Consider the following 24,323-nt stretch of genomic DNA (forward strand, 5'->3'; position numbering starts at 1 on the left):
TGGATTACCCTGTAGAAGCCAGTCATCCCCCGATTTCTCGGTTTCGACTGAACGAATCGCACTTGATTGCCGCATTTTTATCTCGGTCGTGAACAGCTCCGCAAAATAAGCAAGTCCATTCGCGAACCGAGAGTTCTTTTTTACCGCCAATTTGTCCGCAGCAAGAACATCGTTGGCTGGTTGGTTCCCAGCGACTGATTACTATGAAATCTCTTCTATATATGGACGATTTAGCTTCCAGCATTGTCCGAAAACTTCGCCAACCCAAATCAGAAATAGCACGAGATAATTTGCGGTTTTTCATCATACCGGAGACGTTAAGGTCTTCCAAAACTATCGTTTGGTTTTCACGAATAATTCTGGTACTCAACTTGTGTAGGAAATCTTTTCGGGTGTCGGAGATTTTGGCATGAATCTTTGCCACTCTCCGGCGTGCTAATTCCCTCCGCTTGCTTCCCTTCTTTTTTCTAGATAGCTTGCGCTGTGATGAGCGAAGCTTCCTCAGATGCTTCTTGAGTGGCTTGGGAGATTTTACTTTTTCGCCTGTACTCAAAGTAGCGAAGTCGGTAATACCTAAATCTATACCAACAGATTGTCCGTTGTCGGGCAAGACTGCCGGATTAACTTCAACCACAAAGCTAGCAAAGTATCGATTCGCAGCGTCTTTGATTATTGTGACTGAGCTTGGCGCAGACGGTAGATACCTTGACCAGACAACCTTGATTCGCTCAATCCTAGCAAGGTAGACTTTCCCGTGTTTGATAGAAAAACCCCCTATCCTGAACCGTGCAGACTGTTTGCCGTTACGCTTCTTGAATTTGGGGCGCTGTACTTTCAGACCTTTTCTTTTGCCTTTAAGTGAATCAAAGTAGTTTTTCCAAGCTACTCCTAAATCAGCAATCGATTGTTGTAGTGGAATGTTTGACACTTCCGCTAGCCATTCTCGCTGTTCTAGTTTTTTAGCTTGGGTAATGAAGGTTTTTTGTAAATCCCCATTACTGGGTAGCTTGTCTGATGAGTTACAGAATGCTAGTGAATCGTTCCATACAACCCGACAGCAACCAAACAATTTAGCAAGGCTACGAACTTGCCCAGAAGTTGGATATATGCGGTATTGATATCGTTGTTTCATGTAACTATTTTAGCAGTAAAACAACCATTGAAAAATGTACATATGTTAAAATTCCGGCTAACTCAAAAATGAAGGCGGTTGAAACCGCTGCCGACTTTTCCCCGTGTCTAAAGCCAGGGGCTTGCGTCTCGTTTTCCGGTCATCTGGATGCAATCAACCACATCGGCATAGGCGACGATCGCGCCCAGAGGTAAGTCTGTGGGATTGAGATTGAAAACCTCGCAGACTTCCTTATGCAGCTTCATACCAGCATGAATCGCGATCGGGCCCCGGTGCTTTGTCGGCCACGTCCGAGTCTCAAACCGCTTGACTTTGAGCGCGATTAAGCTGGCATACGGCTGATGCAGAGTTACGGCTTTTTTGGTAGTTCCTCCGAGGCTGGCCGTGCGATCGGCTCTGGCATTAATTGAGAGGCGGGGAATTCACTAAAAGCGTTGCCTCGCACTCGCTTATCGAGTTTCACCCGGCATATTTGCTCACCATGCTCGTCATCGAAAGTAACTACAATCCCACCAACCGCACCCCTGTATGCTTTGTTATCGGGGGCCTCAACGATAACCCGCCCGCCTACCTTAAATTCCCTTCTTTTTTTTACGGCGGAGACTGTCGGCGGGGCGATCGATTCCGGCGTAGCTTCAACTGTCGGCGCGATCGACTCTGGCACGGGCTGCTGTTCAGGTGGCGCGATCGACTCTGGCGACGCGATCGGTTTCAACAACGCTTTAAAAGTAGATCGCTCATCCCCCGAAAGTATGGCCCAGATTTTGTCTCTACTCGCCACGCCGCTATCACATATCCGTTCTATTAAACTCAACGAGGTTGTCACCAACCCCGTTGGTCTTCAAAACCGTGCGTGAGACTTTCACCTCACACGGCTCCTCAATGCTTTGACCCTTATCATGGGTACTTCTTACCACGTGAATGTGCCGTCCGTTTCAAGTCCTGTGAAGGTACTTGATTTGAGACTTCCATCCTTTGTAGTCTTTACATCGTGGCAGTGTCTGTGTAACAGTTGTAGATTCTTGTATTCATCCTTTCCGCCTAATGACTTGGGAATGATGTGATCTACTTCTAGGACATCAGATTCTCTAAAATATAGTTCGCAATGAGTGCATTTACCTTTTTGTGCTTTTAGGAGTGTTAAGACTCTTTTTGGCATTTGGGGGTTCCTACCCATTCTTGAACTCCAATAAACCAGGTTTTCGTCGTAGGGAGACGATTCGCCTTTAACTTTTACATGACGCACTATAGGAGTGTCAGCATGGATTAGTAACCGAGAGGCGATTTTGCCCGACTCTTTGGTTGCGAATACCCAGTTTCTATCGTCATCGGTCTGCCAGTATTTACTGGTGATTTCATGACCATTTTTTCCGGTTGGATGGCGATGTTTTGCCCAAGCTCTTAGTTTTGAGTACAAGAGAGCATCTTGTTCAGAGAATGTCTCTTTACTTACAACCGTTGAGAAGTAGTTTGACCATCCCCGTATTATGGGATTGAGTCGGCTGATTAGCGCCTCTTGAGGAGCAGCCTTGTGTCTATCTACTATCTCTGAGATTCTATCGTAGTGTACTTTTTGACTCTTTTTACTTGGGGTGATGAGTGTTTTAAAGCCTTGTTTTGATTGGTATTTCCCTACTTCATATTGTCGAACGTTGAACCCAAGAAAGTCGAATCCGGGTTTTTCGCCTTCATATTTGTGTAGTGTGTGCGCCAATCTGGTCTTACTTGGCTTTAATTCCAAACCCATGTCATTCAACCATTCAGAGATTATTTCTCTGCATCTTTGAACTACGGTAATGTCTTTGTGGAGAATCACAAAATCGTCAGCGTATCGAATCAAGGACAGGCTATGCCTGTTTGCTCTCTTATGACCTTTCCAGGTTTCAGCGTATTGCATGATTCTCTCTTCCATACCGTGGAGGGCAATGTTGGCTAGTAGAGGAGAGATGACCCCTCCCTGTGGCGTACCCTCAGATGTTGCAAACAACTCTTCACCATCCATCACTCCCGATTTTAACCAGGCTTTTATTTGTCGCCTCATGGTTGGGAATGTGTTTATTTTTTTGAGCAGTTGTTCATGGTTGATTTTATCGAAGCATTTGGCGATATCTGTGTCCAATACAAACTTGGGCATCTGATTAATCGCTATATATATTGCCCCGATAGCATCATGACATGAGCGTCCTGGTCTGAACCCGTATGAGTTAGGTTCAAATCGAGCTTCCCATTCAGGTTCTAGTGCCTGTTTGGCAAGCGCTTGCAAGGCTCGGTCGTTCATTGTAGGTATTCCAAGAGGTCGTTTCTCATTGCTTCCAGGTTTTGGTATCCATACTCGCCGGGTTGCTTGACTCTTACCACTCAGTTTTAATTGTGATGCTAGTTTAATACGTGCTACTGGGGTTAGCGATTTAACGCCATCCACTCCAGCCGTATTTTTACCAGTGTTATCTTGAGTAACCTTTCTGACCGATAATGCTCTTGCTGACCAAGACTTCATCAGTGTTTTTTGGAGTTTACGAACTACTTTCAAATCACCACGAAGTGAAGCTCTGTATATTCTCTTTTGAAGCTTTAGAACCGCTTTCTCTAGCTTGCGCCAGTTTATTTGATTCCATTCCACCGTCAGATTGTTCTGCGTTTTAGACATTTTACTTCTACAGGAAACTACACAATTCAAGACATCGTGAATCTGTCAGCATATACGGGTCGTTACAACTCGTCATTCGCTTCTGATTCAATCTCACCGCCTTGTAGCATCTGGTTAGCACCTACTCAGATATTCGACCATCTGAGAGCATTACAAGAGGTTACTTCGTTCCGATTAATGATTCTGCGTGTCTTTAGAGTGGTACTATTCACCGGGTTTGTTGGAAGTGCAATTGGTCAATTTTACTCTTGCCAATTCCTTATCCTTTGCCTTTTGGCTCCAGTGTTCTCAGTTACCTGAGATAGCCTTATTCCACTGGTTGGGTATTACGATGACTCAGACGTACCTTCACGCTTTTGCATTACTCATGGACACTTTGCTCGATAGATTACCAGCTTAGGCTGCCAGTATTCCTATCTTTCATTCCCGCTTCACCGATTGATGGCTAATCGCTACAGTGGGGAAAGTGCTTTCAACCCTGCACCTGGGTGGTAAGATTCTCACCTACATCATCAATCAGTTGTCATAGGTCTCTTTTGACCTAAGCGGCTAATCCTTTGTAACCCTCACGGGTTATGATTTCTAGCCAACGAATCGCACATTAAACTTACCCATAGCTACCCAAGTCTAGACTTAACTGGACATGGGTGATTTTGGTATTAACTTCCTGTTTCACAGTAGCGACAGCATGACTGCTATCGGGTTTATCTACTCCGCAGGCTGGCGCGGTGGAACTCACCGCCAATTCCGAACGCTCTGGTACAAAAATACCTTCAAACCAACGTTCTATGTTTTTAGCTGCATTCAAGTCTCTGTCCTCAGCGTGTCCGCACTCAGGACAATGATAGACTCGGTTCTTAAGTGGCATTTTGTGTCGATGATTGCAGCAACTTGAGCAGATTTGACTGCTAGGGAAAAATCTGTCTACAAGCGTCAATTTAGAGTTAAATTTTTGAGTTTTGTATTCAAGCTGACGCTTAAATTCATACATTCCGCAGTCGGCAATCGCACCCGCTAGTTTGTGATTTTTCAAGAATGCCTTGATATGTAAGTCTTCAATCTTGACCTCGCTGTGGTTTTTGGCGAGATAGGTTGTCAACTTGTGAATGGCGTCTGAGCGGATGTTCGACACTTTCAAGTGCAATTTAGCTAGCTTTGAGACTGCCTTCTTTCGGTTACTAGACCCCTTGACTCGCGCACAGACACGCCGTTGTAGGCGTTTCATTTTGCGACTCATCCGACGATAGGCTTTGGGGTTAGTAAAAACTTGACCGTTAGAACAAACGGCTAATTCTTTGATACCAATATCAACTCCGACGACAGGACGGTCAGATGGAGTTACGAGCTTTTCTGTTTCGTACTTAAAAGCAATGAACCATCTGTCGGCTTTGCGACTGATTACACAGTTGTGAAATGCTGTGATCGGCAATGACTCATGCAACCTGATCCAACCAATCTTGGGTAACTTAACACGCTTACCATCATTGTTAATCCCTGGTTTTACCTTGGTTCCTTGTTCTAGGTAGAAAGAGTCACCTGATACACCTTTCTTCTTGAATCTAGGTTGTTTGGAAACCTTTTTAAAACATCTGTCCCAAGCTGTCCTTAGTTCGGTTAAAGCCTGCTGTGGTGCTGTTTTAGCCGATTCATAATACCAGGGGTATAGGGGCTTAACTTCTGCGACTAATCGCTTATGAAGATCGATCGCAGAAGGAATTTTAACGGTTTTGTCGGTTTCCCTGATTGTCAAGATTTCAAGAATAATCGCGTTAGCCCAGTTGTAAGCGTGTCTCGCTACTCCGCAATGTTGACGAAACTTAGACACCTGTTTATTATTTGGTTTTAGTTCCGTCTTAAAGCTTAATAGCATTATTTTGAAGCCTCTACAGCAAGTGAGATATTTTCAATTAATTTCTTGTTTTTGTGACTTCTAGCGCCATACATTCGGGCGCTCATCACGGTTACAAGTTCAATCATATCCGTAACCAATTCTTGCTCAAAAGTCAGTTCTTCGGATGATTTATTGACTATTACAACCTCGGTATCGAATTCTTCACACATTGCGAAAACTAACTCAGCACCAAACCTCAAAAGCCGATCCTTGTGAGTTATTACAAGCCTTCCAACCTCGCCAGAAAGTATTCGTTTTAAAAGTTTTTTCAATCCTTTTTTTTGGTAATTTAGCCCCGATCCTAAATCTTGAATCGTTTCAAATTGCCAACCTTTAGATGCTGAAAATGCTTCTAGGACTTGAGCCTGTCTAATCAAATCGGCTTTTTGATCGTGGCTTGATACTCTGGCGTAATTTATCGTAATTCGAGCATCTACCTGATCTATGTCTCTAGGAATTATTCGCTTAATATCCGAAAGGTAGAAGCGACGCTGGTTAGTAGGCGATCTCTCAAACTTGATTTTTCCGTCATCTGCCCACCGCCTTAAGGTTTTGGTGGAAACTCCTAACTCTTTTGATGCTTCGCTAATTGAAATAGTTGTTTTTGATTTAACCTCCAAAGCTGCTTACCTCTATAACTACAGCTCAATTGTTACCCATGCCGGAAAGGTTGTCAAGAGGTGTCCAACAAATTTATTTCAGTTCAATGCCCTTGATACTTTCGCGAGACAAGCCTCTAAAGGGATGCTAGCGGGGACGGGCAAAGTGATGTCCTCATAAGTCTCTGGGATGTCCTCATAAGTCTCTGGGAGGTCGCTTGCTGATGTCTCGTTTTGACTTTGGGGCTTGGCCTGAAAAAGTGTCGGTTCCAGTTTCACTGGTACAGGGACGATCGCCCGCAAATCTTCATAGCTGTATCGCTTGCCGGAGTTGCTGATAATTAGGGATTGCTTACCGCTTGAGTGCCATGCACCGGCAAGTCGCATTACTCGGCTGGGATTCTTTAAAGCTTGATCGCCATCCGCAAACTCTAGCAAGTCGGTTTGGAGCGATCGCCATTTTTCAACCTCAACAAACTCATCAAATACCCAGTACGAGTGGATTGACTTGCCCCCGGTGTCAATTTGCAGTGTCGGTTCTGGCAATCCCAAGCCTTTCCACAGTTCGAGCTGAGTTGCTTGATCTAAATTATCGTGTTCGTAGAATATGGCTCTCGTTTGCTGGACATCTTTATCTGTGTGTCCGCCGCCCTTGACTACGAAGTAGGTTCCCCGCCCTTCGGTTTGAAACTGACCGGCAATCTCGACCAATTCGTGAATGTTGGTAGCTTCTGCTTTCCTGCCCTTATCCTTGGACTTGCGGGGGTCGGAACTGGGGAAAAATGCCCGAAGGTAAACCTTGAAGCCCTCTTGATACCCCAATGCTGCTAGTTGTTGCTGTACTTGCGATGGGTCAATGGGTTTGGCTGTATTTGAAAATTGCTGTAAGTTCATAGATGCCTCTCGCTACTCATAGCGCTGCGTGCTGGTTTTCTTTACAAAAACCCGCTATATGTAGAAGAGACGGCTCTGCCCGGTAACTACCGTTGAATTACAAAGGTGTAAATTTTGCGGTAATGGCAAATATGAACTATGATGAATTTAAACTTTTTGAAATTTGTTTGTCTGCCGTCTCTTCTAAAGACTGCGGACTCTTTTTTTTGTGTGTCTGGTCTGGTCTCGGGCTGCGAGGCTCTTCGGTAGTTTTGAAGAGCTGCTTCAACTTCATGGTTCGATAGATCCTCCAATTCTAAACCTGAACGTATTGCTTAGATTGCTCGCTGGCAAGGAATTTCTGATAAGCTTCCCGATCGCCGCCGCATGAATCAACGGAAACCTTGCTGACAATCTCGTAAGTCATTGCCTCAGCTTGCTCTGCTGTCAGAGGCTGGCGATCGCAGTAAGCAATTTGCACGTCCCGAAATTCTGGTAAGTCATCAACTTCTGACAAATCAGCCTCGTAGCGAAATACCTTAACTACTACCCAATCGGAGGGCGTGACAAGGTAAGTCTGCCACGGGCTCTCTTTTTTGACGTGGTAGGCGAGTCGCTCGCCAAGTTTTACCTTGCGCTTGAGGAGAGGGCGAGAATCCTGAGACAGTTCGAGCAGCCGGGATTGAAAGCCTTTATCTCAGAGCGCTTGGAGGCAACCCAGCTCGAAAAATTACCTCAGCAGTCAAGATCAACTCTGGAAACGCCAGCGACTCTACCTGGTCATCGCCCCGAAACTGCTTAACCTGGTACTCCCCATCTATTAACTGGCAAACCGAAAGGGTCGGTTGTTTGGGATTGCCGATAAATTTGCGACCGCCCAAACCGAGATAGTCCACAATCCAGTATTCGGGGATGCCCATCTCTTCATAGTCGGAAGCTTTGAAAAAATAATCATCCCGCCAGTTGGTGCTGACGACTTCTACAGCCAGCCGCACCGAGGAGCCCATCGTGATGATAGATTCCCTATCCCAGCGCGGTTCGCCCGCTATAGCCGCTTGGTCTAAGACAATCACATCGGGCTGATAACCAGCCTCATCACGAGTGGGTTTAAGCAGGCAGTCACCGGGGATAAAGCAAGGCAATTTCAGTCGCCTGATTTCTGCGCTAATTTCGTCGCGGGTAAAACCCGTAACAACGGAATGGCGACCTGTTCCTAAAGGCATTTCGACAATTACTCCGTTGTGTAGTTCGTAGCGTTTGACCGAGTTCTCTGGATACCAGACTGCGAACTCGTCAAACGTGACTGGTTTGGTTCTGGTTTCGGTTTGGGTTTGCATGATTTCTCCTGTGTTTGGTTGCCTTGTCCCGGCTTGAGCAACTTACCGCGCCCCTGGAAGTCCCCACTGGTCGCGTTCCATCCTAATCTCATCCTTCACCGAAAACGCCTCGCTAATATCGCGTTGGCTGAGCAGTTGGTTGCGATCAAGTTCGGTGCGTGATGCCAAAAGCTTCATCAAACCGCCGCTCCAAGGTTTCAGAGCGGGAGATGGCAAGAGTCTCAGCTAGGAGTGTCGATCGCCTTTATCGCGGTAGGAGTCACAAAAATGGTGTAGCGCTATGAGTTTTCGCCCCAAACACTGCTCCATTTTACTAATTGCTGCTTTGGACTTCCCACTATCGGCGATCGTGGTGCATCGGGAGTGTTAAAAGTGCTGTGTTAGCGGACAACACAGAGTTTTGACGGTAGATTCAATGATATCATCGTGTAAATCCAAACGATTATATCTCCCTAGTTTACCATAATATATAAGGTAAGCGAGGGAGTTTATGTTTGCAGCTAAAAGATGTTATATCGAGAAATTGGTAAAGCCTGTGAAAGCCCGTGAATTCTGTAGACTTTGGTTCGATGCCGATGCCCAGATGGAGTCTGCGAGGGGCTATAGGGCAGAATGCGTTCGTTTGTTGAGTCGCATTTTGTCGGTTCAAACGGAAACTATCTCTAGCAAATGGGGAAGCGGCATTGATTTCGAGAAAATGCCAGAACACTACGAGCGGACTCTCGCTTATGCTAATTCGCTCCGTTCCATCCTCGATGCCGCCGGTAACAATGAAGAGCTTGCCAGCATCGTGACAGAACGCCTCAAACAATCGCGTTAAATTAATACCATATACTTTACGGTATAATCCTTGACCTGCAACAGTGCAGGTTTTATTGTGGCAATTAAGCCTAGCTGTAATCGCTGGCTGTAAAACCAAAACCAAACCCCGCCCCCTATGACTCGCAATCTCAAAGGGCGGGGTCTGGCACATCAACAAGGATGTTCCCCAATCATGACACAGCCACAGATACCGATACCCATAGAAGCGGCTGCAACTTTCTCGATCGCACCTGCACCCGCACCTGCATCAGAACCGGGTACACCAACAACTACCACTTTGTACCGTCAGTTGTTGACATCCGTTAACGCGATGCCCAACTCGGAACTAAGCGCCTTGATGGAAGCCGCCGTTTATTCATTCCGTCAAAGCGACACCCTCACCCGCGCTATCAAAGAATGCGGAACTATCGAATTGTTCGGTGATAAGTGGCCCCTGACTTTCGACTTCTTGCCAAGCACCGCTGAAGCCTTGGGTTTGGTGCGAGCGATCGCCGACCAGTTCTCATGCCGTCAACTCCATCCCTGTTGGCAACAACTCCTAAGCAGCAGCACCGACACTCAGAAGAAAGCGCTCGTTGAAATTATCGCCTACTCGCAGCGTTACTCCTGCACTGTGTTGGAGGCTTTGGGAGAGTGCGAAGTTTTAGATTTGTTCCCAACATCTGAACATTTAAATGTTTGGATAACTGAGACTGAAGCGCTGCACATGATTCACTCGCTCTCCGGTTCTCTGTTAGCCCAAAGTTCAGAAACGTTGCCCAATGCCGGTGATGGGAGGGACGACAGATGAGAACACACTCGTAACCATCAAATTGAATAGAGCGTCAGCGTAACCCGCAAATACAGCACGAACGGCTGCAATGAGGTACGCAAACAGTATCGAAAGTTAGGACAGGAAAGGGATGAATAAAACTGTGCTTCATCAGAGCCGTTCGTGCTGTATTGGGTCACTTTTACTCTTCACAATTGCAGAGATGGGATTAGGCGATCGATGGAGTTTCTTCAAATTGCACGATGACCAAAACGGCGGGTTCATTGCCAACCGTTCCTGAAAGATGCCCTTTATGTCCCTGTGCGTCTTCCTTCGTATTCTGATCGGCGCCAAACGAAATTTCACCCGCACCCATTTCTACCCGTTGCCCATCCATCGTTTCTACAAACCAGCGTCCCGACAAAGGAATAATCCACTGGGGCTTTGGGTTTTCATGCCAAGTTCCAATCCAGCCGACAGGCATCACGGTAAAGCTGAAAGTGCCACCTTCCTGCTTTACCTGCCCTAACCACTGAGGAGATGCTGGCGGTGCAATACTTTTGAGTTGAAAATCCTGAATTTGACGACGGGATTGATGGCTGACTCCATCTTGATCCGTCCAAACGTGCCAATAGTCAATAGTAGGCGATGACTCATCTTGAGAAGAGTGTTGTTTTGATGTCAGATCGTTCATGATTTAGTTGGCCTTTACGAAGATATTACGGATAATAAAACTTGAAATTCCTGCTATACAAGAAGCTTTGAGCTAATTTATTGAGCAAAAAACATGGTAACAAAGTACAGTTGGTGGGGCAACCCCAACGAGCCACCCGAACACCTGAAAACTAAAAAGCAGTTGGGTGAATTGGGTTTATCGCCTCTGAAACCGATCAGCATTATCGAAACGCGAAAATATGACGTACTGCTTTACGACCCCAACAATCCTGAATGCTGCCGACCCAAAAGAAAAAGCACTCCCAAACAATTGGAAACCCTAGCCGCCAACCGTCTCAAAGCTAAGATTAAGCGGGATTACCGAGAATGGTATCGCGAAGTTGGATTTATCGAACGAGATAGAATAGATGCGGTTTTGTGGGCTAGAGAACAATTAAGCCTGGATGATTGGGTGCTTCTTGATACCGAAACAACGGGGCTGTACGATGCGGAGATTGTAGAAATTGCGATCGTCAATAACAAGGGTGAACCGCTCTTAGATACGCTCATCAAACCCTCAATTCCGATTCCTGCCGAAGTAACCGAAATACACGGCATCACCGATGAAATGGTGGCTGATGCTCCCCCGTTTCCCGAAGTCTATCCCCGCATCGCCCAAGTGCTTCAGGATAAACGAATATTGATTTACAATGCCCAATTTGATATCAAAATATTGAACTATTGCTGCGAACTCCACAAGCTGCCAATTTTAATGCTGAAAAAGCGCTCTGATTGTTTGATGGAATGGGCGGCACAGTGGGGTGGTCAATGGAGCTAAGCTGTTCCACATTTAAACTGCATTATTTTTGGTCTATACCCCATACTGTAAGGGGTTCAGGCAAGAAATTTAAATGACTAACAGCTTACTATGGAAATCCAAGCAAGTGTCGGCTGTCGGGCCCGTGGGATGGACGGCACAGATTAAGTGAGGGTTGTGGGCGTAGAGTTGACAGCGATGGCTCCGCCCCGGCTTACGCCTACGCATTCGGGGATTTTCGGCATGGCGTGGCGGTTGGGGATTTGGTTTGGTTTTAGTTTTCCCTAGAACTGAAGTGAGCGTATCCTTTTGAATGTGGTAGTCACTGCATATCGCCATGCTTTAGCGAGTCTCCATCAGCCATCATTTCTGATGATAGAAATGTCAGAGGATTGCTCATATCATCCGCGAAACCAAGGATGGCCCGATCTCGATGCTCGTAGACTAAATCTTTCTGAGCATTAAACAAGAAGGTTGCGCCTCGTTGAGTGAGATAAGCAGCATTTGGAACATACGTTTTCCAATTACTCAGCACTTCTGTCATATTCCGCAGCCGCAAAGTTGCCAATTCAAATGGACGTTGGAAACCCTTGCCACCAGCCCACTGGAATGTGGAGCCTTTGAGGGGTGGAAGAGGAAAAGCCTGGATAATTTCATCATCACCAATTAATTGAGGTGCTCTTGCGTCGCCTCGATACCCTCTCCATACTTCTGCCAAAGTGCCAGGGCTACCAATTCCCGCGCACATGAACAATAGATTCAGATAAGCATTGGTAGCAGCCGATAAACCGGGTAGTTTTAAGGATAAACCTGGATATAGGTCAAGTTTTTGGTGCAGTTGACCAATGGGATCTACAAACAAACAGTCACTAGGAAATCCAGTATAACCACAGAATCGCTGACCGGATGAGCGTGAGCCAATTCCCACAGCGCGGATTGTTATCCCTTGTGCTTCAAGCCGTTGAGCATCCCGTCGGAGCCACCAAACATATTCAAGGCTGTCGAAATCTCCCAATTGTGGCAAGAGCAGCACCAATTGTTTCGTAGAGGATTCGCAACCGTTCAAGATGGGTAAAACGGCTCCATCACTCACCCGTTGGCGTTCGGTTTGGCTCAAGAGGGTACGAATATTCATGGGCTAATTATCTATTGAGGAATTGGGAAAGTAGAAAATTATCAGTTGTTGGACAGATGCTTTACTCACATCAATTCGGACGGCTACTTTCCGAATTGACATATCACCTAGTTGGGAGGCTTTAACTATTTTTTCACAAAATTCGAGCGAATCAGGGCAGCACCAGGTTGAATTTGCCGCATCGGAATCAAGACACCTCCATTGTCTAACCACCCGGTGTCACCTGCTTGACAATGCCTAGTAAAATGTTATGCAGAAACAGAAAGTAATAGATACCGAAAGCAGCCAAGCCCCCTAAAAACATTCCTGGATCTCGCAGAAGCTTGGCTATACCCATGAAAGCACCAAGGAAAATTGACACAATGATAGCGGTTTGAGGGTCGAACATGAGGAAAAAGACTCCTTTCTCTGAATGTGTTGCAATCCAGCATAGGTTGTCTGCCAAAACGTCAGAGGCAATGCGATCCAGATTTGAAGTTTTGTTAAGCTCTGCGGTAAATGCCGCCTGCCTTATCCGTGCAAAGCAATTCCCCATTCTGCCATGCCCAACCGGGCAATTTGCGGCTAGCTGTCACTCCTAAACTCAGTGCTTCCTGTAGTGAGTCGTTGTAAGCGAGTAATTTCTTCCTGAGCAATGGGTCATTTTTTGCCTCAATTTGGCACGTCCACAGAACCATTCCAATCCAAGAAAAACCAACTTTGTCCCAAACCAAGTTGGTTTTTAATTTCTGCTCTTCTGCCTTCTTAAGTTGTGGGTAAGTACCATTCTCGGCTTGCTCCAGAAGTTCAGTGTACTGCTTACCTACTTTCCTCCACTTTTTCATCGGAACTGCATAGTAGGGTTCCAGACAAACAGAGAAAGAACCGTCCGCATCTTCTTTTAAAGTCTCTGCAAATAAATCATAGGCTGATTGAAATGGATATTGTCTCAGGCTAGCTTGGTGAACAAATTTGTACGAAGAATGGGCGGATGCCCCGGCAAAATGCTCCACAGGAATCGTGTTTTGAAGTTCGGTGTGGAGTCTTTTGACATATTTTTCGGCAACTTGGCAAAGCTCCCACCGGACTTTGTACTCATTAACGCAGCAGTACATTAACTCAGCTTTTCGTTGAGAAATCTCTTGCCGTTTTACAGCTTCCTCAACTGGGTAATAGTCCTTAACAAGCCACTTTGATTTCCAGCACTCAGCCAAAAGAATCTGGGTTTGTCTTGCTTTGTGCCCTTCCTCTATCTGAGCTGATGTTTTAGCTTGCTGTAGGAGGCGATCGCTGGGCAAATTAGCTATAAATTGGGCAATTTGCTCATCTATGCTAAGCGTTTTTTGGTTCATTGGTAACTCGGGTTGAAGTAGAGGAATTCGGACGGCGCAGATTAAGTGGGGTTGCGGGCGTAGAGCAGGCAGCGATCGCTCATATCAGGATAAAGCCTACGCATTCGGAGAGTTTGGGCATGGCAGGCGGGTTGGGTTGGGGTTGGGTTTGAGTCTCTGCTAGAATTGAGGTGTTAGTGGCGATCGCACTCGCGTCAATCCACCGCTGTTTTACCGCTGTCAAGGATACCTCGCCAAAATTGGGCTAGCTCGGCAAAGTGTTCTGGGTAATTAGATTTCAAACTGCGAATCTAGCAGTCACACTTCGCTCTCCCAGCATTGGTCGTACCTGCAATTCTCGTGAAGTTCCAATTAGAATCTCCAACGATTAGCCTTTATTGGATTACAACCGATATCTTATTTCGCATACATACATAGCGATCTAACGTTCGTGGTCAGCGGTTGCCGAGAACTTTGCATCCAACCCAAGTGGCTTCAGTCAATCCGCTGCACCAGAAAGTTATATTTCTTTTGATGCGATCGCCTGAACTACGGCACCAATACCAGTGTGATAAATACCTTCTACTACATCACGCTCAAGCTCAATTAGATGCTTAAACTTTAAGCCAGCCAACTCAAGGCTTAAAGATTCTTTAGATTGCATCACATCTACTGAATTTCCGCCGCCAGTACCATACTTCAACTGAGTGGGTGTATAAGCCTCAAGCAGAAAAACACCGTTTCGCTTTAACGCTGCTTCAACTTTTTTATGAAGTTTTTTTCTGATTGAAGAGGGCAATGGACAAAATATAGATACAATTCCATCCCATTGATTTTCGCCTAAATCATACTCTGCTAAATCAGTATGAATAAACTCAACAATCACCCCATTCTCTTCGGCTAACTTTCTGGCCTTATTCAAACCAACTAAAGATGAATCTACAGCGGTTACAGAATAACCCTGTTTCGCAAGGAAAACGGCATTCCGCCCTTCTCCTTCGGCCAAGCTCAGAACTTTACCTTTTGGAATACTGCTGACGTTTGCTTCCAAAAAAATGTTTGGGTTTGTACCATATACGTACTCTTCGGCACTGTATCTTTCATCCCACATCTATTTTCACCAATTGTTGCTGTTGGCACATTTGATGCCAAAAAAATATAACTATGTATTTAACCGCAGATGTGCTGGATAACAGAATACCACCCCCTACATCAGTCTTATCCAGTATTAACCTAATATCGTAACCTACCGTTCCTATGCAGCGAGAGTTGTTCGCGGGCGATCTAAGTGATCAGGACATAACGAGGGGTTTAACCCCACAATCTGCCCTGATCACTAAACTTCTCACGCATTTTTTACGGTTTGAGTCTAGCAATAAAACAATCTGCCGATCATGGTGATCAGGGCATAACGAGGGGTTTAACCCCACAATCTGCTGATCATGGTGATCGGGGCATAACGAGGGGTCATACCCCACAATCTGCCCTGATCACTAAATTTTTAACGAAAAATCAAGGGTTTGAGTATGTCGTTTCAACGATCAGGGTGATCAGGGCATAACGAGGGGTCTGACCATACATTATGCCCTGATCACTTCAAACACAACGAAAAATCAAGGGTTTGAGGGGGGTGATCAGGGCGATCAGGGCGATCAGGGTACTACTCCCCCAAAAAATGAAGGGGGGGGTGGTTCCTTGGCAATAAACCACCCCCCCTAAAAAAGAGAGGAGTAGTTAAATCTACCCTGATCGCCCTGATCGCTTTTCTCAAACCTATATAGCGCAAGGAATACAAAAGGTGATCAGGGCATAGTATGGGGTCTAACCCCTCGTTTTGCCCTGATCACTTAGATCGCTTCTCTCAAACCCATATAGGACAAGGAAAAGAAAAGGTGATCAGGGCATAGTATGGGGTCTAACCCCTCGTTTTGCCCTGATCACCTTATAGATTCGGAAAGATTGCATGGATTTGGTGGGACAAGCAGCTCGAAAAATGGCTTAACTCAATCGGATAGGTTTGCGTAGCGAAGCGGGGCGAAGCCATCGCCCGTGCGTAGCAAAGCGGAACAAAGCGTAGCAAAGCGGAACAAAGCGTAGCGAAGCGGGGCGTTCGCCTCGATTTAAAGCTATCCCCTGGGTTGATTAATTAATTTGCAGCTTCATGTTTGGCGCTCGTAATTGAGTACATCAAGCTCAACATCACCGAGCAGTTTTGATTCCATCTCATACAAATCATTCAGAATGAGTTTGACATTGGGAAAGCAAAAATACTCGGTCAGCTTGCCAATCCGGTAATTAAAAGGTTGGTATCGGTGTTTAAAATACAGTTCCACATTCCCCCGGTGTTCCCACAATCCCAACAAATTAACAACCACATCCGAGAAATGCGCCCTCACATCCCGCTGCACCTCGCCGATGCGCTGCTCAATCGAGCGAGTAGTAATTCCAATTTTGTAGAAAATGTTGCCCGAAGCTTTTACCTCAAGAAAGTACAGCGAATTAATCAGAATCCGCCGAAGCTGCGATCGATAAATTTGCAAGTCAGCCAATCTCTCGCCCGCACAGGAAAGTCCGGCAGCGACCGCCACCGCCGCAGAGTTCTCCAACCTACTCAACTCCGACCGCAGCAAAGGTTCCTGCACCCGATTGAACAACGCCAACGAAAGCGCACCCACCAGGATTTTTCCGAGATGAGTGAACTGATAAGTGCGTAGGAACGGGGCGTAGCCATCGCCCTCTGATTCCAACAATCCTTTCAACTGCCACCGAAAACTTACCAAGTCTTTGGGAATCGATCGCTTTTGGGCTCCGTACTCTTTCCACAGCACCTTCAACTGTTCCAATTCCTCACCCTTGAGTTGCACATGAAAGTTGTCATAGAGCGGCAGTGTCGGGAAATACTTTGGTTTTAATCCGCTGCGAAACAGGTTTGCAAGTTTCCTGTGTGTGAGAAAAGTGGTGTTCTTTCACCGAACCTTTTTTCGCTGTAAGTCCACCGCCGCAGTAAAGACACGCGAGGTTAGTTTTTCCGCGCGCAACATCATCGATGCCCGCCAGTTCTCCGCCGGGAGCCACACCAAATTTTAGCCACATCGCTCTTATTTTCCTTTTAGCAGGTTTTTGTAGGTGCACCCGCGTTGAAGAATTGTAACAACTTGCAGAAGTTGATGTCTCTGCCTTGGGGGGAAACTAAGCTTAAAAGCCAAAAACGAGCGAACCAGAGTCTTTTTTCGCAGTCAACCGCCTATATCCGGGTACTTTTTGACTACAATGACTCGTCAGATGCTTACTTTTCACGGTATCTCTTGCTCCCGTGAAAACTACTGACAGCCTATATTCCACAAGCCTGATTTCACCGTTGGTTTATCAGCATCAAGTAGAAATTATTGACAAAAACCTTGAAGATGAAACCCTTGCCTGATAAGGCTTTCAGAGATACCGTGAAAAGTAAGGGCGATCTACCCCACAGTTCTTTGATGCACGACCGCATAAAAACCTCACGGTGTTCCCAATAGATAGTTGAGGGCGTATTCAACCAACTATTTCCCGGGGTAACATGACTGAACTTAACATCGGGGCATTGACTGACAGCACAAACTACACAGGTAGTGTTGATACTACAAATATCTTTGACCTTTACAAATTTAACATCAACAGTCCGGGCAGTTTCAAATTCGCGATCGACAGTTTGAACGGAAATGCGGACGTATTTCAGTTAAACTCTAGCGGCGCAACACTTTACAGTTCAACCAACGCGGGAACCAGTGCAGAAATAATTAGCGCTGACAGCTTAGTAGCCGGAGACTCTACACTCAAATTGCAAATCAGCGGCGACATCAAACACACGCTGAATTTAGCACCAACGAGCACTCAAAAATCATCCGACGCAGACACCCTCATCGGTGCAAAATCAGATTCTCCACTTCCCTCAAACAGCGCCGCAACTTCGGAAAAACCGACTGTAAATAAAGATGTAATTACAGGAACTCCAGTTGATGACAAGACTGTGGCCGCAGAAACAACATCACTAACTACCGATAAACCAGTCACTACAGACTCAACTCTCATATCTGAACCGGAAAAACCTGTAGCAACGACTGAATCTGCGGTTGAAACAACATCAACAACTACCGACAAATCAGTCGCTACAGACTCAACTCTCACATCTGAACTGGAAAAACCTATAGCAGCGACTGAATCTGCGATTGAAAAAACATCAGCAACTACCGACAAATCAGACAAACCAGTTGCTACAGCCTCCGAAACCACTCTCACATCTGAACCGGAAAAACCTGTAGCAACGACTGAATCTGCGATTGAAAAAACATCAGCAACTACCGACAAATCAGACAAACCAGTTGCTACAGCCTCCGAAACCACTCTCACGTCTGAACCCAAAAAACCTGTAGCAACGACTGAATCTGCGCTTGAAATAACATCAGCAACTACTGAAGAATCAGATAAACCAGTTGTTACAGCCTCCGAAACCACTCTCACATCTGAACTGGAAAAACCTATAGCAGCGAGTGAATCTGCGGTTGAAACAACATCAGTAACTACCGAGAAATCAGATAAACCAGTTGCTACAGCCTCCGAAACCACTCTCACATCTGAACTGGAAAAACCTGTAGCAGCGACTGAATTTGCGGTTGAAACAACATCAGCAACTACCGACGAATCAGACAAACCAGTTGCTACAGCCTCCGAAAAAACTCTCACATCTGAACCCGAAAAACCTGTCGCAGCGAGTGAATCGGCAAATGAAAAACTGCCGAGTGAAGAGACTATATCAGCCGGGGAAATCGCACCCGAAAAACCAACTGATTCGGCAACTTCAACCGCAGAAAAATCCAGCGAAACTGTTGCCACAAACAATCCAAATAGCACAGCCGCCGCCAAAACAGATGCAGTTGGAGGCGAAACAGTTGCCACTCAAGAACCAAAAATAGGTGAGACTTTAGTTACTACTTCCCCAGATGCCAGCAAGCCAAGGGACGAAACAAATACTGATACCAGCAACGGGGAAGAAACAAAAAAAGATAATTCAACTACTACCGTAGCAACAACTGAAACCAAAAAAGAACCAGAACCGACTACAGACAAAAAGTTAATTTCTCCCTTTACATCCGGGGTTTTTACTACGAATGAAACTGGTCGCATTAGTGTAGACTACACATTTGATGGTGGAATGTTCCAAGGCGAGTTAGCAATTTTTAGTTTAGAGGATTTAGATAAATTTGAACCCGGTTCGGAAGCATTCATTAAAGAAGTAGCTGCGCGTTCTTTAAGTAACTCTGTGAAAGGTCATGTAGTCATTAATGATGCTACAGAAGGTGCGCGGTTTTCCGGTGTGTTAGGAGAGAGTAATGCCAACGAAGGAGTCTACTTAGGAGTCAAGAGTTTTGCTGTAACTGCAGGGGGTAAATATGGGGTGATGTTGGTACCCAACGGTAGTGTAAAGTCTGTGTTTGATAATCCGACTGTTGGGGGCTATCAACGTCCTTTATTTTCTATGGCAATGGCGAATCCTGTTGAGGGATTTCACTTTGGTCAAATTGCCGATGTCACGGGGGAAGGCAATACCTTTGTGATGGAGGATATGCGGTTAGATGCAGGGAGTGACAGGGATTACAACGATATCATTTTCCAAGTGCGCGGTGCGACGGCAACAACTGCTTTGCTCGATACTGTGATTAACCCGGATAAAGAGTGGCGGAAAACTGATTTGGGTCAGGCACTTATTGCTTATGCAAAACCTTACATTACCCCTGAACCAAAACAAAATGTAGATGCTGAATTATCGAATTTATTTGATGATTTAGAAACGGAAATTCTGAACCCATCAACTTCAGATCAAGAGACTCCAAAAACTCCAGCGTCTGCCACTAATACTGACAAAGATACTACTGATGTAACCCAAGTTGAAACAACCGACAATGTAGATACAAAACCTACTAATCCAGCGGTGACGACTGAGGATGAAGTTAAAAATATTGCGAATAATTCTGGTGATTCGACTCAGGTTGAAACAACTGACAATGTAGATACAAAGCCTACTAATCCAGCGGTGACGACTGAGGAAGAAGTCAAAAATATTGCGAATAATTCTGGTGATTCGACTCAGGTTGGAACAACTGACAATGTAGATACAAACCCGACCAAAGGTGCGACAACTACACCAACTGCTGACAAGGATGCTGTGGCGGATTCGACTGAAAAATTACCAGTTGAAAAAACGCCTGTTGCCGCACCGACAACTGAGGTAAAAGACGAAATTACCGAAGCACCAGGAACGGCAACTGTGCCCGCCCAATCTACTACTGAGACGGAAGTTGCTGCGACGACACCAACGGAGAACGTAGAGACTAAACCGGAAGTTTTGCCAGCGGAAACTCAGACGAAGGTAGAGACTAAACCGGAAGTTTTGCCAGCGGAAACTCAGACGAAGGTAGAGACTAAACCGGAAGTTTTGCCAGCGGAAAGTAAGGCTAAAGAGGAATCGAAGCCGGCTTTAGTAACTGAGGTAGAAAAAACTGAATCTACTCAAGTTGTTGTAGTCGTAAATCCTGTAGAGTCGGTGAAGGAAAGTCAGCCAACGACGGCGGTTGAGGGTAAAGAAACTCCAGCGGTTGTGCCACCGCTAGCAGCGCAGACTATGCCAGTTGTAGGTACGAATATTGCTGTAGATTCGCAGAAAAAGGAGATAGTTACTCAGACTGAGACTGGGGATGTTAATGATGCTGCACCAAAAGAGTCATTGCCAATTTATCCAACAGTTGAAAAACCAACTGAGGATAATTCGACGGTGACGGTGACAAAATCGGCTAAGGAGGAGTTAGCACAAAAATATCAGGATGTCAATGCTGATTGGATAGCCCGATTGGAAAGCATTAAACAACGTTTGAGTAATTTGGGTAGTGCTGATGTTGTTGCTGAAACTGCGATCGATCGCACTTTGATTGCTCGTTTGGAAACCATGACTGAGAAGTTGAGGGAGCAAACTCGATCGACTCCTATCTCGGATAACACAGGGGCGTTGATTGCGCGGCTGGAAGATATGGTGGTGAAAGTCACACCTAAACCAGTGGAACCCCTTCAACCAGTACAGTTTGAGTTTCCTGTAGCAAATCAGCCGTTAGTGGGTGTAATTGATACGGGTTTCAGCGGCAATAATCCTGATATTGACTATTCACGGATTATTTTAGGGCGCGATCGCGTTTCTAATGATGCTAACCCTTTACTGGCGACAGGTGAAGGCAGCGAACACGGTACGCACATTTTAGGGATTATTGGCGCAACTCAAAACAATGGTGTGGGCATTGATGGGGTGAACGATCGAGCGCCTTTGTGGGTGGGGCGGGCGATCGGTTCTGGACAGTGGGCGGAATCTTTGGTTGAATTTGTCAATGCTGCGATCGAGTCGAATCAACCGAATGCTGTTGTCAACCTGAGTTTAGATTTAACTCAAGTCAATCCTGACGGTAGCGTTACTACTCGCTACGAATTTACGCCGGAGGAAAGAAGTGCGATCGAATATGCGCGTCAGCATAACGTATTGCTGGTAGTTGCGGCTGGTAATGATGGCGGTGTGATGTCAGTTTTGGGTCAAGCTTCGCAGGAATTTGACAACATTATTACTGTGGGTGCGGCCCAACGAGTTAATGATGAAATTGCGCTTTCTAAGGCTTACGATCGATCGGACTATTCCAGCTACGGTGCGGGTTTGGATATTCTCGCCGACGGGGGGACAGTGAAAAATCCAGTGTTGTCCACTACTGGCGATGGCGTTGGTGAGATGGCGGGGACTTCGGTAGCGACTGCGAAAGTCACGGGTGCAGTATCTCAAGTTTGGGCGGCGAATCCTAGTTTGAGTTATCGCCAAGTAATTCAGATTATCAAGGATACTGCGACTGATTTGAAGACTCCCAATTGGGATGATGAAACGGGTGGTGGATTGCTGAATTTGGAATCTGCTGTGGCTTTGGCTCTAGCTACGGTACCGCAAGAGTATGATGTGGCAGCTACCATGATTCCTGATACTTGGAGTGGCGAAGGGAAGGTAACGCCCACAGAGCGTGCCAGCCAGACAAGTGAAAGCTTCCAGTTGCGTGTTTGGCCGGATGATGGCGTGAATCTGCGGAACAGTCCAAACTTTGATGATCGCGGCCCAGTTTCTCTTCCCAAAAACACTTGGCTTAACTTTGACGCTTGGACGTGGGGTAATGTAAATATCGATCCAGTCACTGGAGGACAGGATGCACTGTATTACCGGACTTGGTACAACGGTCAAGCTTACTGGGTTCCTAGTATTTGGATTGATGGTTATCCGCCTAGTCGTCCATCTTTACTTCCACCTACACCAACTCCTACACCCACACCCACGCCCACGCCCACTCCTACACCAACTCCTACACCTACACCCATCCCTCAAGTTCCGATTAACTCCAACTCACCGAATTATCGGAGTGGCCCAGTCAATCCCTTTGCTTACCAATGGCAGGGGCAATGCACCTGGTATGCTTACGGACGGATGCTGGAAACTGGCTTGCTACCTGCCGCTATCAAGAATAATGCTTTGTTTCGGGGTCATGCTGGGACGTGGAAGAATGATGCTTTGAAGGTAGGTTTGCCGGTTACTTCTACACCAACTGCTGGGGCGCGGGGACTCGTAGTTTGGCCGCCTAATACTAAAGGGGCTGGAAGTGTGGGTCACGTTGCCTTTTTGGAAGAAGTTTATCCTGATGGTCGCGTCCGCATTACTGAGTCGAACTGGCCGACTGGTAACGGGATTAAGGAACGAATTTTGACTCCAGCGCAATATGCTGGATTGTCCTTTGTCCAACTGGAAAATGCTCAGACGAATTCCTATAATGCGCCTCCGGCAACACCAGGACAGCAGCGGCAGTACATTGTGCGTTCTGGTGATACTTTGTCAGGCATTGCACAACGCGAACTGGGTAATGCTAATCGTTGGCGTGAAATCCAGAAACCAGGCGGCGGGACTTTTACGGATGCGGAAGCCCGTAATTTGCAGGTAGGACAGTCAGTTTATTTGCCTGTGAGTTATCAGAGTGGTTCTGGTGTTCCCGTTACTCAGCAACCATCCTCTACGCCGGGAGTGAATGGCAATATTCAGTGGGTCAATTTCAGCGGTACGGTAGGGCCGTCGATTGGGGTAAATTTGCGGAATAGCACTCGGTTTAGCGATCGCAGTTCTCGCAATGAACCAAATGGCAAACGTTTGGAGTTTGATGCTTGGACTTACGGCGAAGTTGGTACCGATATGTGGAATGGAAACCAGGATGCTCGCTGGTTTAAGGTTAAGGGGACAAATTTGTGGGTTCCTAGTGCTTACATTAATGGTAATCCGCCAAATTCGACACCGATGCCGAGTGGTTCCAAGTTAACTCTAATTCGGACTGGTGGTGGTACTCCTTTAGATCAGATCAAACAGAAAATTCAGGATCTTCAGAAGGAAATCAACGAGATTCAGAATAAAATTACAGCTAAAGAAACAGAAGCAAAGAAAAAAGAAGATGACGCAAAGAGCAAAGAATGGTGGACTTTTCTTCCTTGGATTAAAGCTGAATACGATACCTTAACAAAGGACGCTACTAAAATACGAGGCGAAATATCTACACTTGAAACGGATAAAAAAAGTAAGCAAAAAGAGCTTGACCAAGCCCGTTCTGATCTACAACAGATTGAAAAACAAACTGAACAAGATGTTGATGCTCTAGCACGAACGATGTGGGGAGAAGCGCGGAGCGAAAGTTATTCAGGTAAGACGGCTGTAGCATGGGTCATACAAAATCGAGCTTCTCGTTCACCAAGCTATAACTGGCCTTCTAAAATTAGCGATGTGTGCAAACAACCGTTGCAATTTAGCTGCTGGAATCAAAACGATCCAAATTATCAAAAGCTTCTAACAATCAATGATCAAGATGCAGCATTTCGTGAATGTCTTGAAATTTCAAGGAAAGTTCTTAATGGAGAATTACAAGACCCTAGCAATGGAGCAGACCACTATTACGCAAACTACATCACTGCACCCAATTGGGCCGTAGGGAAAATTCCTGTAGCAACGATTGGCACACACCGGTTCTATAGATTAGTCTAGTTAGACATCTCTGAAATGGCGATCGCTCTTTCCCTGACAAAAAGAGCGATCGCCCTCTCCCCAAACAAAAGAAACCGGGTTTTTCAGATAACTTTTGCCTCTTAACCGAATATCTTGTACAAAAACCCGGTTTCTAAACTTCAGGCGATCGCTTTTTCTGCCACAGATGCGATCGCCTTTCTTTTTTTCACCAAAGGGCGATGGGTTTTTGTGGCACAAATGTCATACTTGAGTA

Annotated in this window: 21 protein-coding genes and 1 pseudogene; 4 read left to right on the plus strand and 18 right to left on the minus strand. The window is 45.9% G+C overall.

Annotation, left to right across the window (positions count from 1 at the left end; translation table 11 throughout):
• Positions 1–22: 22 nt before the first annotated feature.
• From K4039_RS14845 to K4039_RS14890, 10 genes and pseudogenes are all read right to left on the minus strand, one after another.
• Entirely contained in the window at positions 23–1,132 is a 1,110-nt protein-coding gene (locus K4039_RS14845; RefSeq protein ID WP_265236051.1) for a transposase, read from the minus strand.
• A 107-nt stretch (positions 1,133–1,239) separates the two neighbouring features.
• On the minus strand, positions 1,240–1,554 hold the full coding sequence (locus K4039_RS14850) for an ASCH domain-containing protein (protein WP_321161614.1): 315 nt from the start codon (positions 1,552–1,554) through the stop codon (positions 1,240–1,242).
• On the minus strand, positions 1,482–1,961 hold the full coding sequence (locus tag K4039_RS14855; RefSeq protein WP_265236199.1) for a hypothetical protein: 480 nt from the start codon (positions 1,959–1,961) through the stop codon (positions 1,482–1,484). The genes K4039_RS14850 and K4039_RS14855 overlap by 73 nt, the downstream gene beginning before the upstream one ends.
• A pseudogene (ltrA, locus tag K4039_RS14860) lies at positions 1,921–3,779 on the minus strand (group II intron reverse transcriptase/maturase). Before ltrA ends, K4039_RS14855 begins: the two are co-directional and overlap by 41 nt.
• Before the next feature lie 607 nt (positions 3,780–4,386).
• Positions 4,387–5,649 (minus strand): transposase, encoded by a 1,263-nt coding sequence (locus tag K4039_RS14865; RefSeq protein WP_265236053.1) that lies wholly within the window; start codon positions 5,647–5,649, stop codon positions 4,387–4,389.
• On the minus strand, positions 5,649–6,266 hold the full coding sequence (locus K4039_RS14870) for an IS607 family transposase (RefSeq protein ID WP_265236197.1): 618 nt from the start codon (positions 6,264–6,266) through the stop codon (positions 5,649–5,651). The genes K4039_RS14865 and K4039_RS14870 overlap by 1 nt, the downstream gene beginning before the upstream one ends.
• A 102-nt stretch (positions 6,267–6,368) precedes the next feature.
• Complete coding sequence (locus K4039_RS14875; RefSeq protein ID WP_265236055.1) at positions 6,369–7,163, minus strand: hypothetical protein; 795 nt, start codon at positions 7,161–7,163, stop codon at positions 6,369–6,371.
• A 295-nt stretch (positions 7,164–7,458) separates the two neighbouring features.
• On the minus strand, positions 7,459–7,659 hold the full coding sequence (locus tag K4039_RS14880; protein ID WP_265236057.1) for a hypothetical protein: 201 nt from the start codon (positions 7,657–7,659) through the stop codon (positions 7,459–7,461).
• A 175-nt stretch (positions 7,660–7,834) separates the two neighbouring features.
• On the minus strand, positions 7,835–8,479 hold the full coding sequence (locus K4039_RS14885; protein WP_265236059.1) for a Uma2 family endonuclease: 645 nt from the start codon (positions 8,477–8,479) through the stop codon (positions 7,835–7,837).
• 42 nt (positions 8,480–8,521) lie between these two features.
• A complete protein-coding gene (locus tag K4039_RS14890) occupies positions 8,522–8,695 on the minus strand; it encodes a hypothetical protein (protein WP_265236061.1) in 174 nt (57 codons plus the stop codon).
• A gap of 274 nt (positions 8,696–8,969) precedes the next feature.
• On the opposite strand from K4039_RS14890, the gene K4039_RS14895 reads away from it, so the two are divergent.
• Together K4039_RS14895 and K4039_RS14900 are read left to right on the plus strand one after the other, a co-directional pair.
• A complete protein-coding gene (locus K4039_RS14895) occupies positions 8,970–9,299 on the plus strand; it encodes a hypothetical protein (protein ID WP_265236063.1) in 330 nt (109 codons plus the stop codon).
• Between the two features lie 174 nt (positions 9,300–9,473).
• On the plus strand, positions 9,474–10,091 hold the full coding sequence (locus K4039_RS14900) for a hypothetical protein (RefSeq protein WP_265236065.1): 618 nt from the start codon (positions 9,474–9,476) through the stop codon (positions 10,089–10,091).
• 190 nt (positions 10,092–10,281) lie between these two features.
• Here the strand turns inward: K4039_RS14900 and K4039_RS14905 are convergent, their stop codons facing one another.
• Complete coding sequence (locus K4039_RS14905) at positions 10,282–10,746, minus strand: cupin domain-containing protein (protein WP_265236067.1); 465 nt, start codon at positions 10,744–10,746, stop codon at positions 10,282–10,284.
• A gap of 93 nt (positions 10,747–10,839) precedes the next feature.
• Between K4039_RS14905 and K4039_RS14910 the strand changes: the two genes are divergently transcribed.
• Positions 10,840–11,544, plus strand: coding sequence for a 3'-5' exonuclease (locus K4039_RS14910; protein ID WP_265236068.1), 705 nt, complete (start codon positions 10,840–10,842; stop codon positions 11,542–11,544).
• 301 nt (positions 11,545–11,845) lie between these two features.
• On the opposite strand, the gene K4039_RS14915 is transcribed toward K4039_RS14910, so the two are convergent.
• The 6 genes from K4039_RS14915 to K4039_RS14940 all read right to left on the minus strand — a co-directional run bounded on the left by K4039_RS14915 (position 11,846) and on the right by K4039_RS14940 (position 17,061).
• A complete protein-coding gene (locus tag K4039_RS14915; RefSeq protein WP_265236069.1) occupies positions 11,846–12,658 on the minus strand; it encodes a peroxiredoxin-like family protein in 813 nt (270 codons plus the stop codon).
• Between the two features lie 482 nt (positions 12,659–13,140).
• On the minus strand, positions 13,141–13,989 hold the full coding sequence (locus tag K4039_RS14920) for a hypothetical protein (RefSeq protein ID WP_265236071.1): 849 nt from the start codon (positions 13,987–13,989) through the stop codon (positions 13,141–13,143).
• A 79-nt stretch (positions 13,990–14,068) separates the two neighbouring features.
• Entirely contained in the window at positions 14,069–14,212 is a 144-nt protein-coding gene (locus K4039_RS14925) for a hypothetical protein (RefSeq protein ID WP_265236073.1), read from the minus strand.
• Positions 14,213–14,488: 276 nt separating this feature from the next.
• The gene (locus K4039_RS14930) at positions 14,489–15,079 is read right to left on the minus strand and encodes a class I SAM-dependent methyltransferase (RefSeq protein WP_265236074.1); all 591 of its coding nucleotides are present in this window, start codon (positions 15,077–15,079) and stop codon (positions 14,489–14,491) included.
• 1,048 nt (positions 15,080–16,127) lie between these two features.
• A complete protein-coding gene (locus K4039_RS14935) occupies positions 16,128–16,832 on the minus strand; it encodes a GIY-YIG nuclease family protein (RefSeq protein ID WP_265236076.1) in 705 nt (234 codons plus the stop codon).
• 10 nt (positions 16,833–16,842) lie between these two features.
• The gene (locus K4039_RS14940; protein ID WP_265236078.1) at positions 16,843–17,061 is read right to left on the minus strand and encodes a hypothetical protein; all 219 of its coding nucleotides are present in this window, start codon (positions 17,059–17,061) and stop codon (positions 16,843–16,845) included.
• A 463-nt stretch (positions 17,062–17,524) separates the two neighbouring features.
• Here K4039_RS14940 and K4039_RS14945 point away from each other — a divergent pair, with 463 nt between their 5' ends.
• A complete protein-coding gene (locus K4039_RS14945) occupies positions 17,525–24,088 on the plus strand; it encodes a S8 family serine peptidase (protein ID WP_265236080.1) in 6,564 nt (2,187 codons plus the stop codon).
• On the opposite strand, the gene K4039_RS14950 is transcribed toward K4039_RS14945, so the two are convergent.
• Complete coding sequence (locus K4039_RS14950) at positions 24,089–24,307, minus strand: hypothetical protein (RefSeq protein ID WP_265236082.1); 219 nt, start codon at positions 24,305–24,307, stop codon at positions 24,089–24,091. It abuts the gene before it with no gap.
• Positions 24,308–24,323 lie beyond the last annotated feature (16 nt).

The sequence above is a fragment of the Lyngbya sp. CCAP 1446/10 genome, from assembly GCF_026130175.1.
Lineage (GTDB): Bacteria > Cyanobacteriota > Cyanobacteriia > Cyanobacteriales > Microcoleaceae > Microcoleus.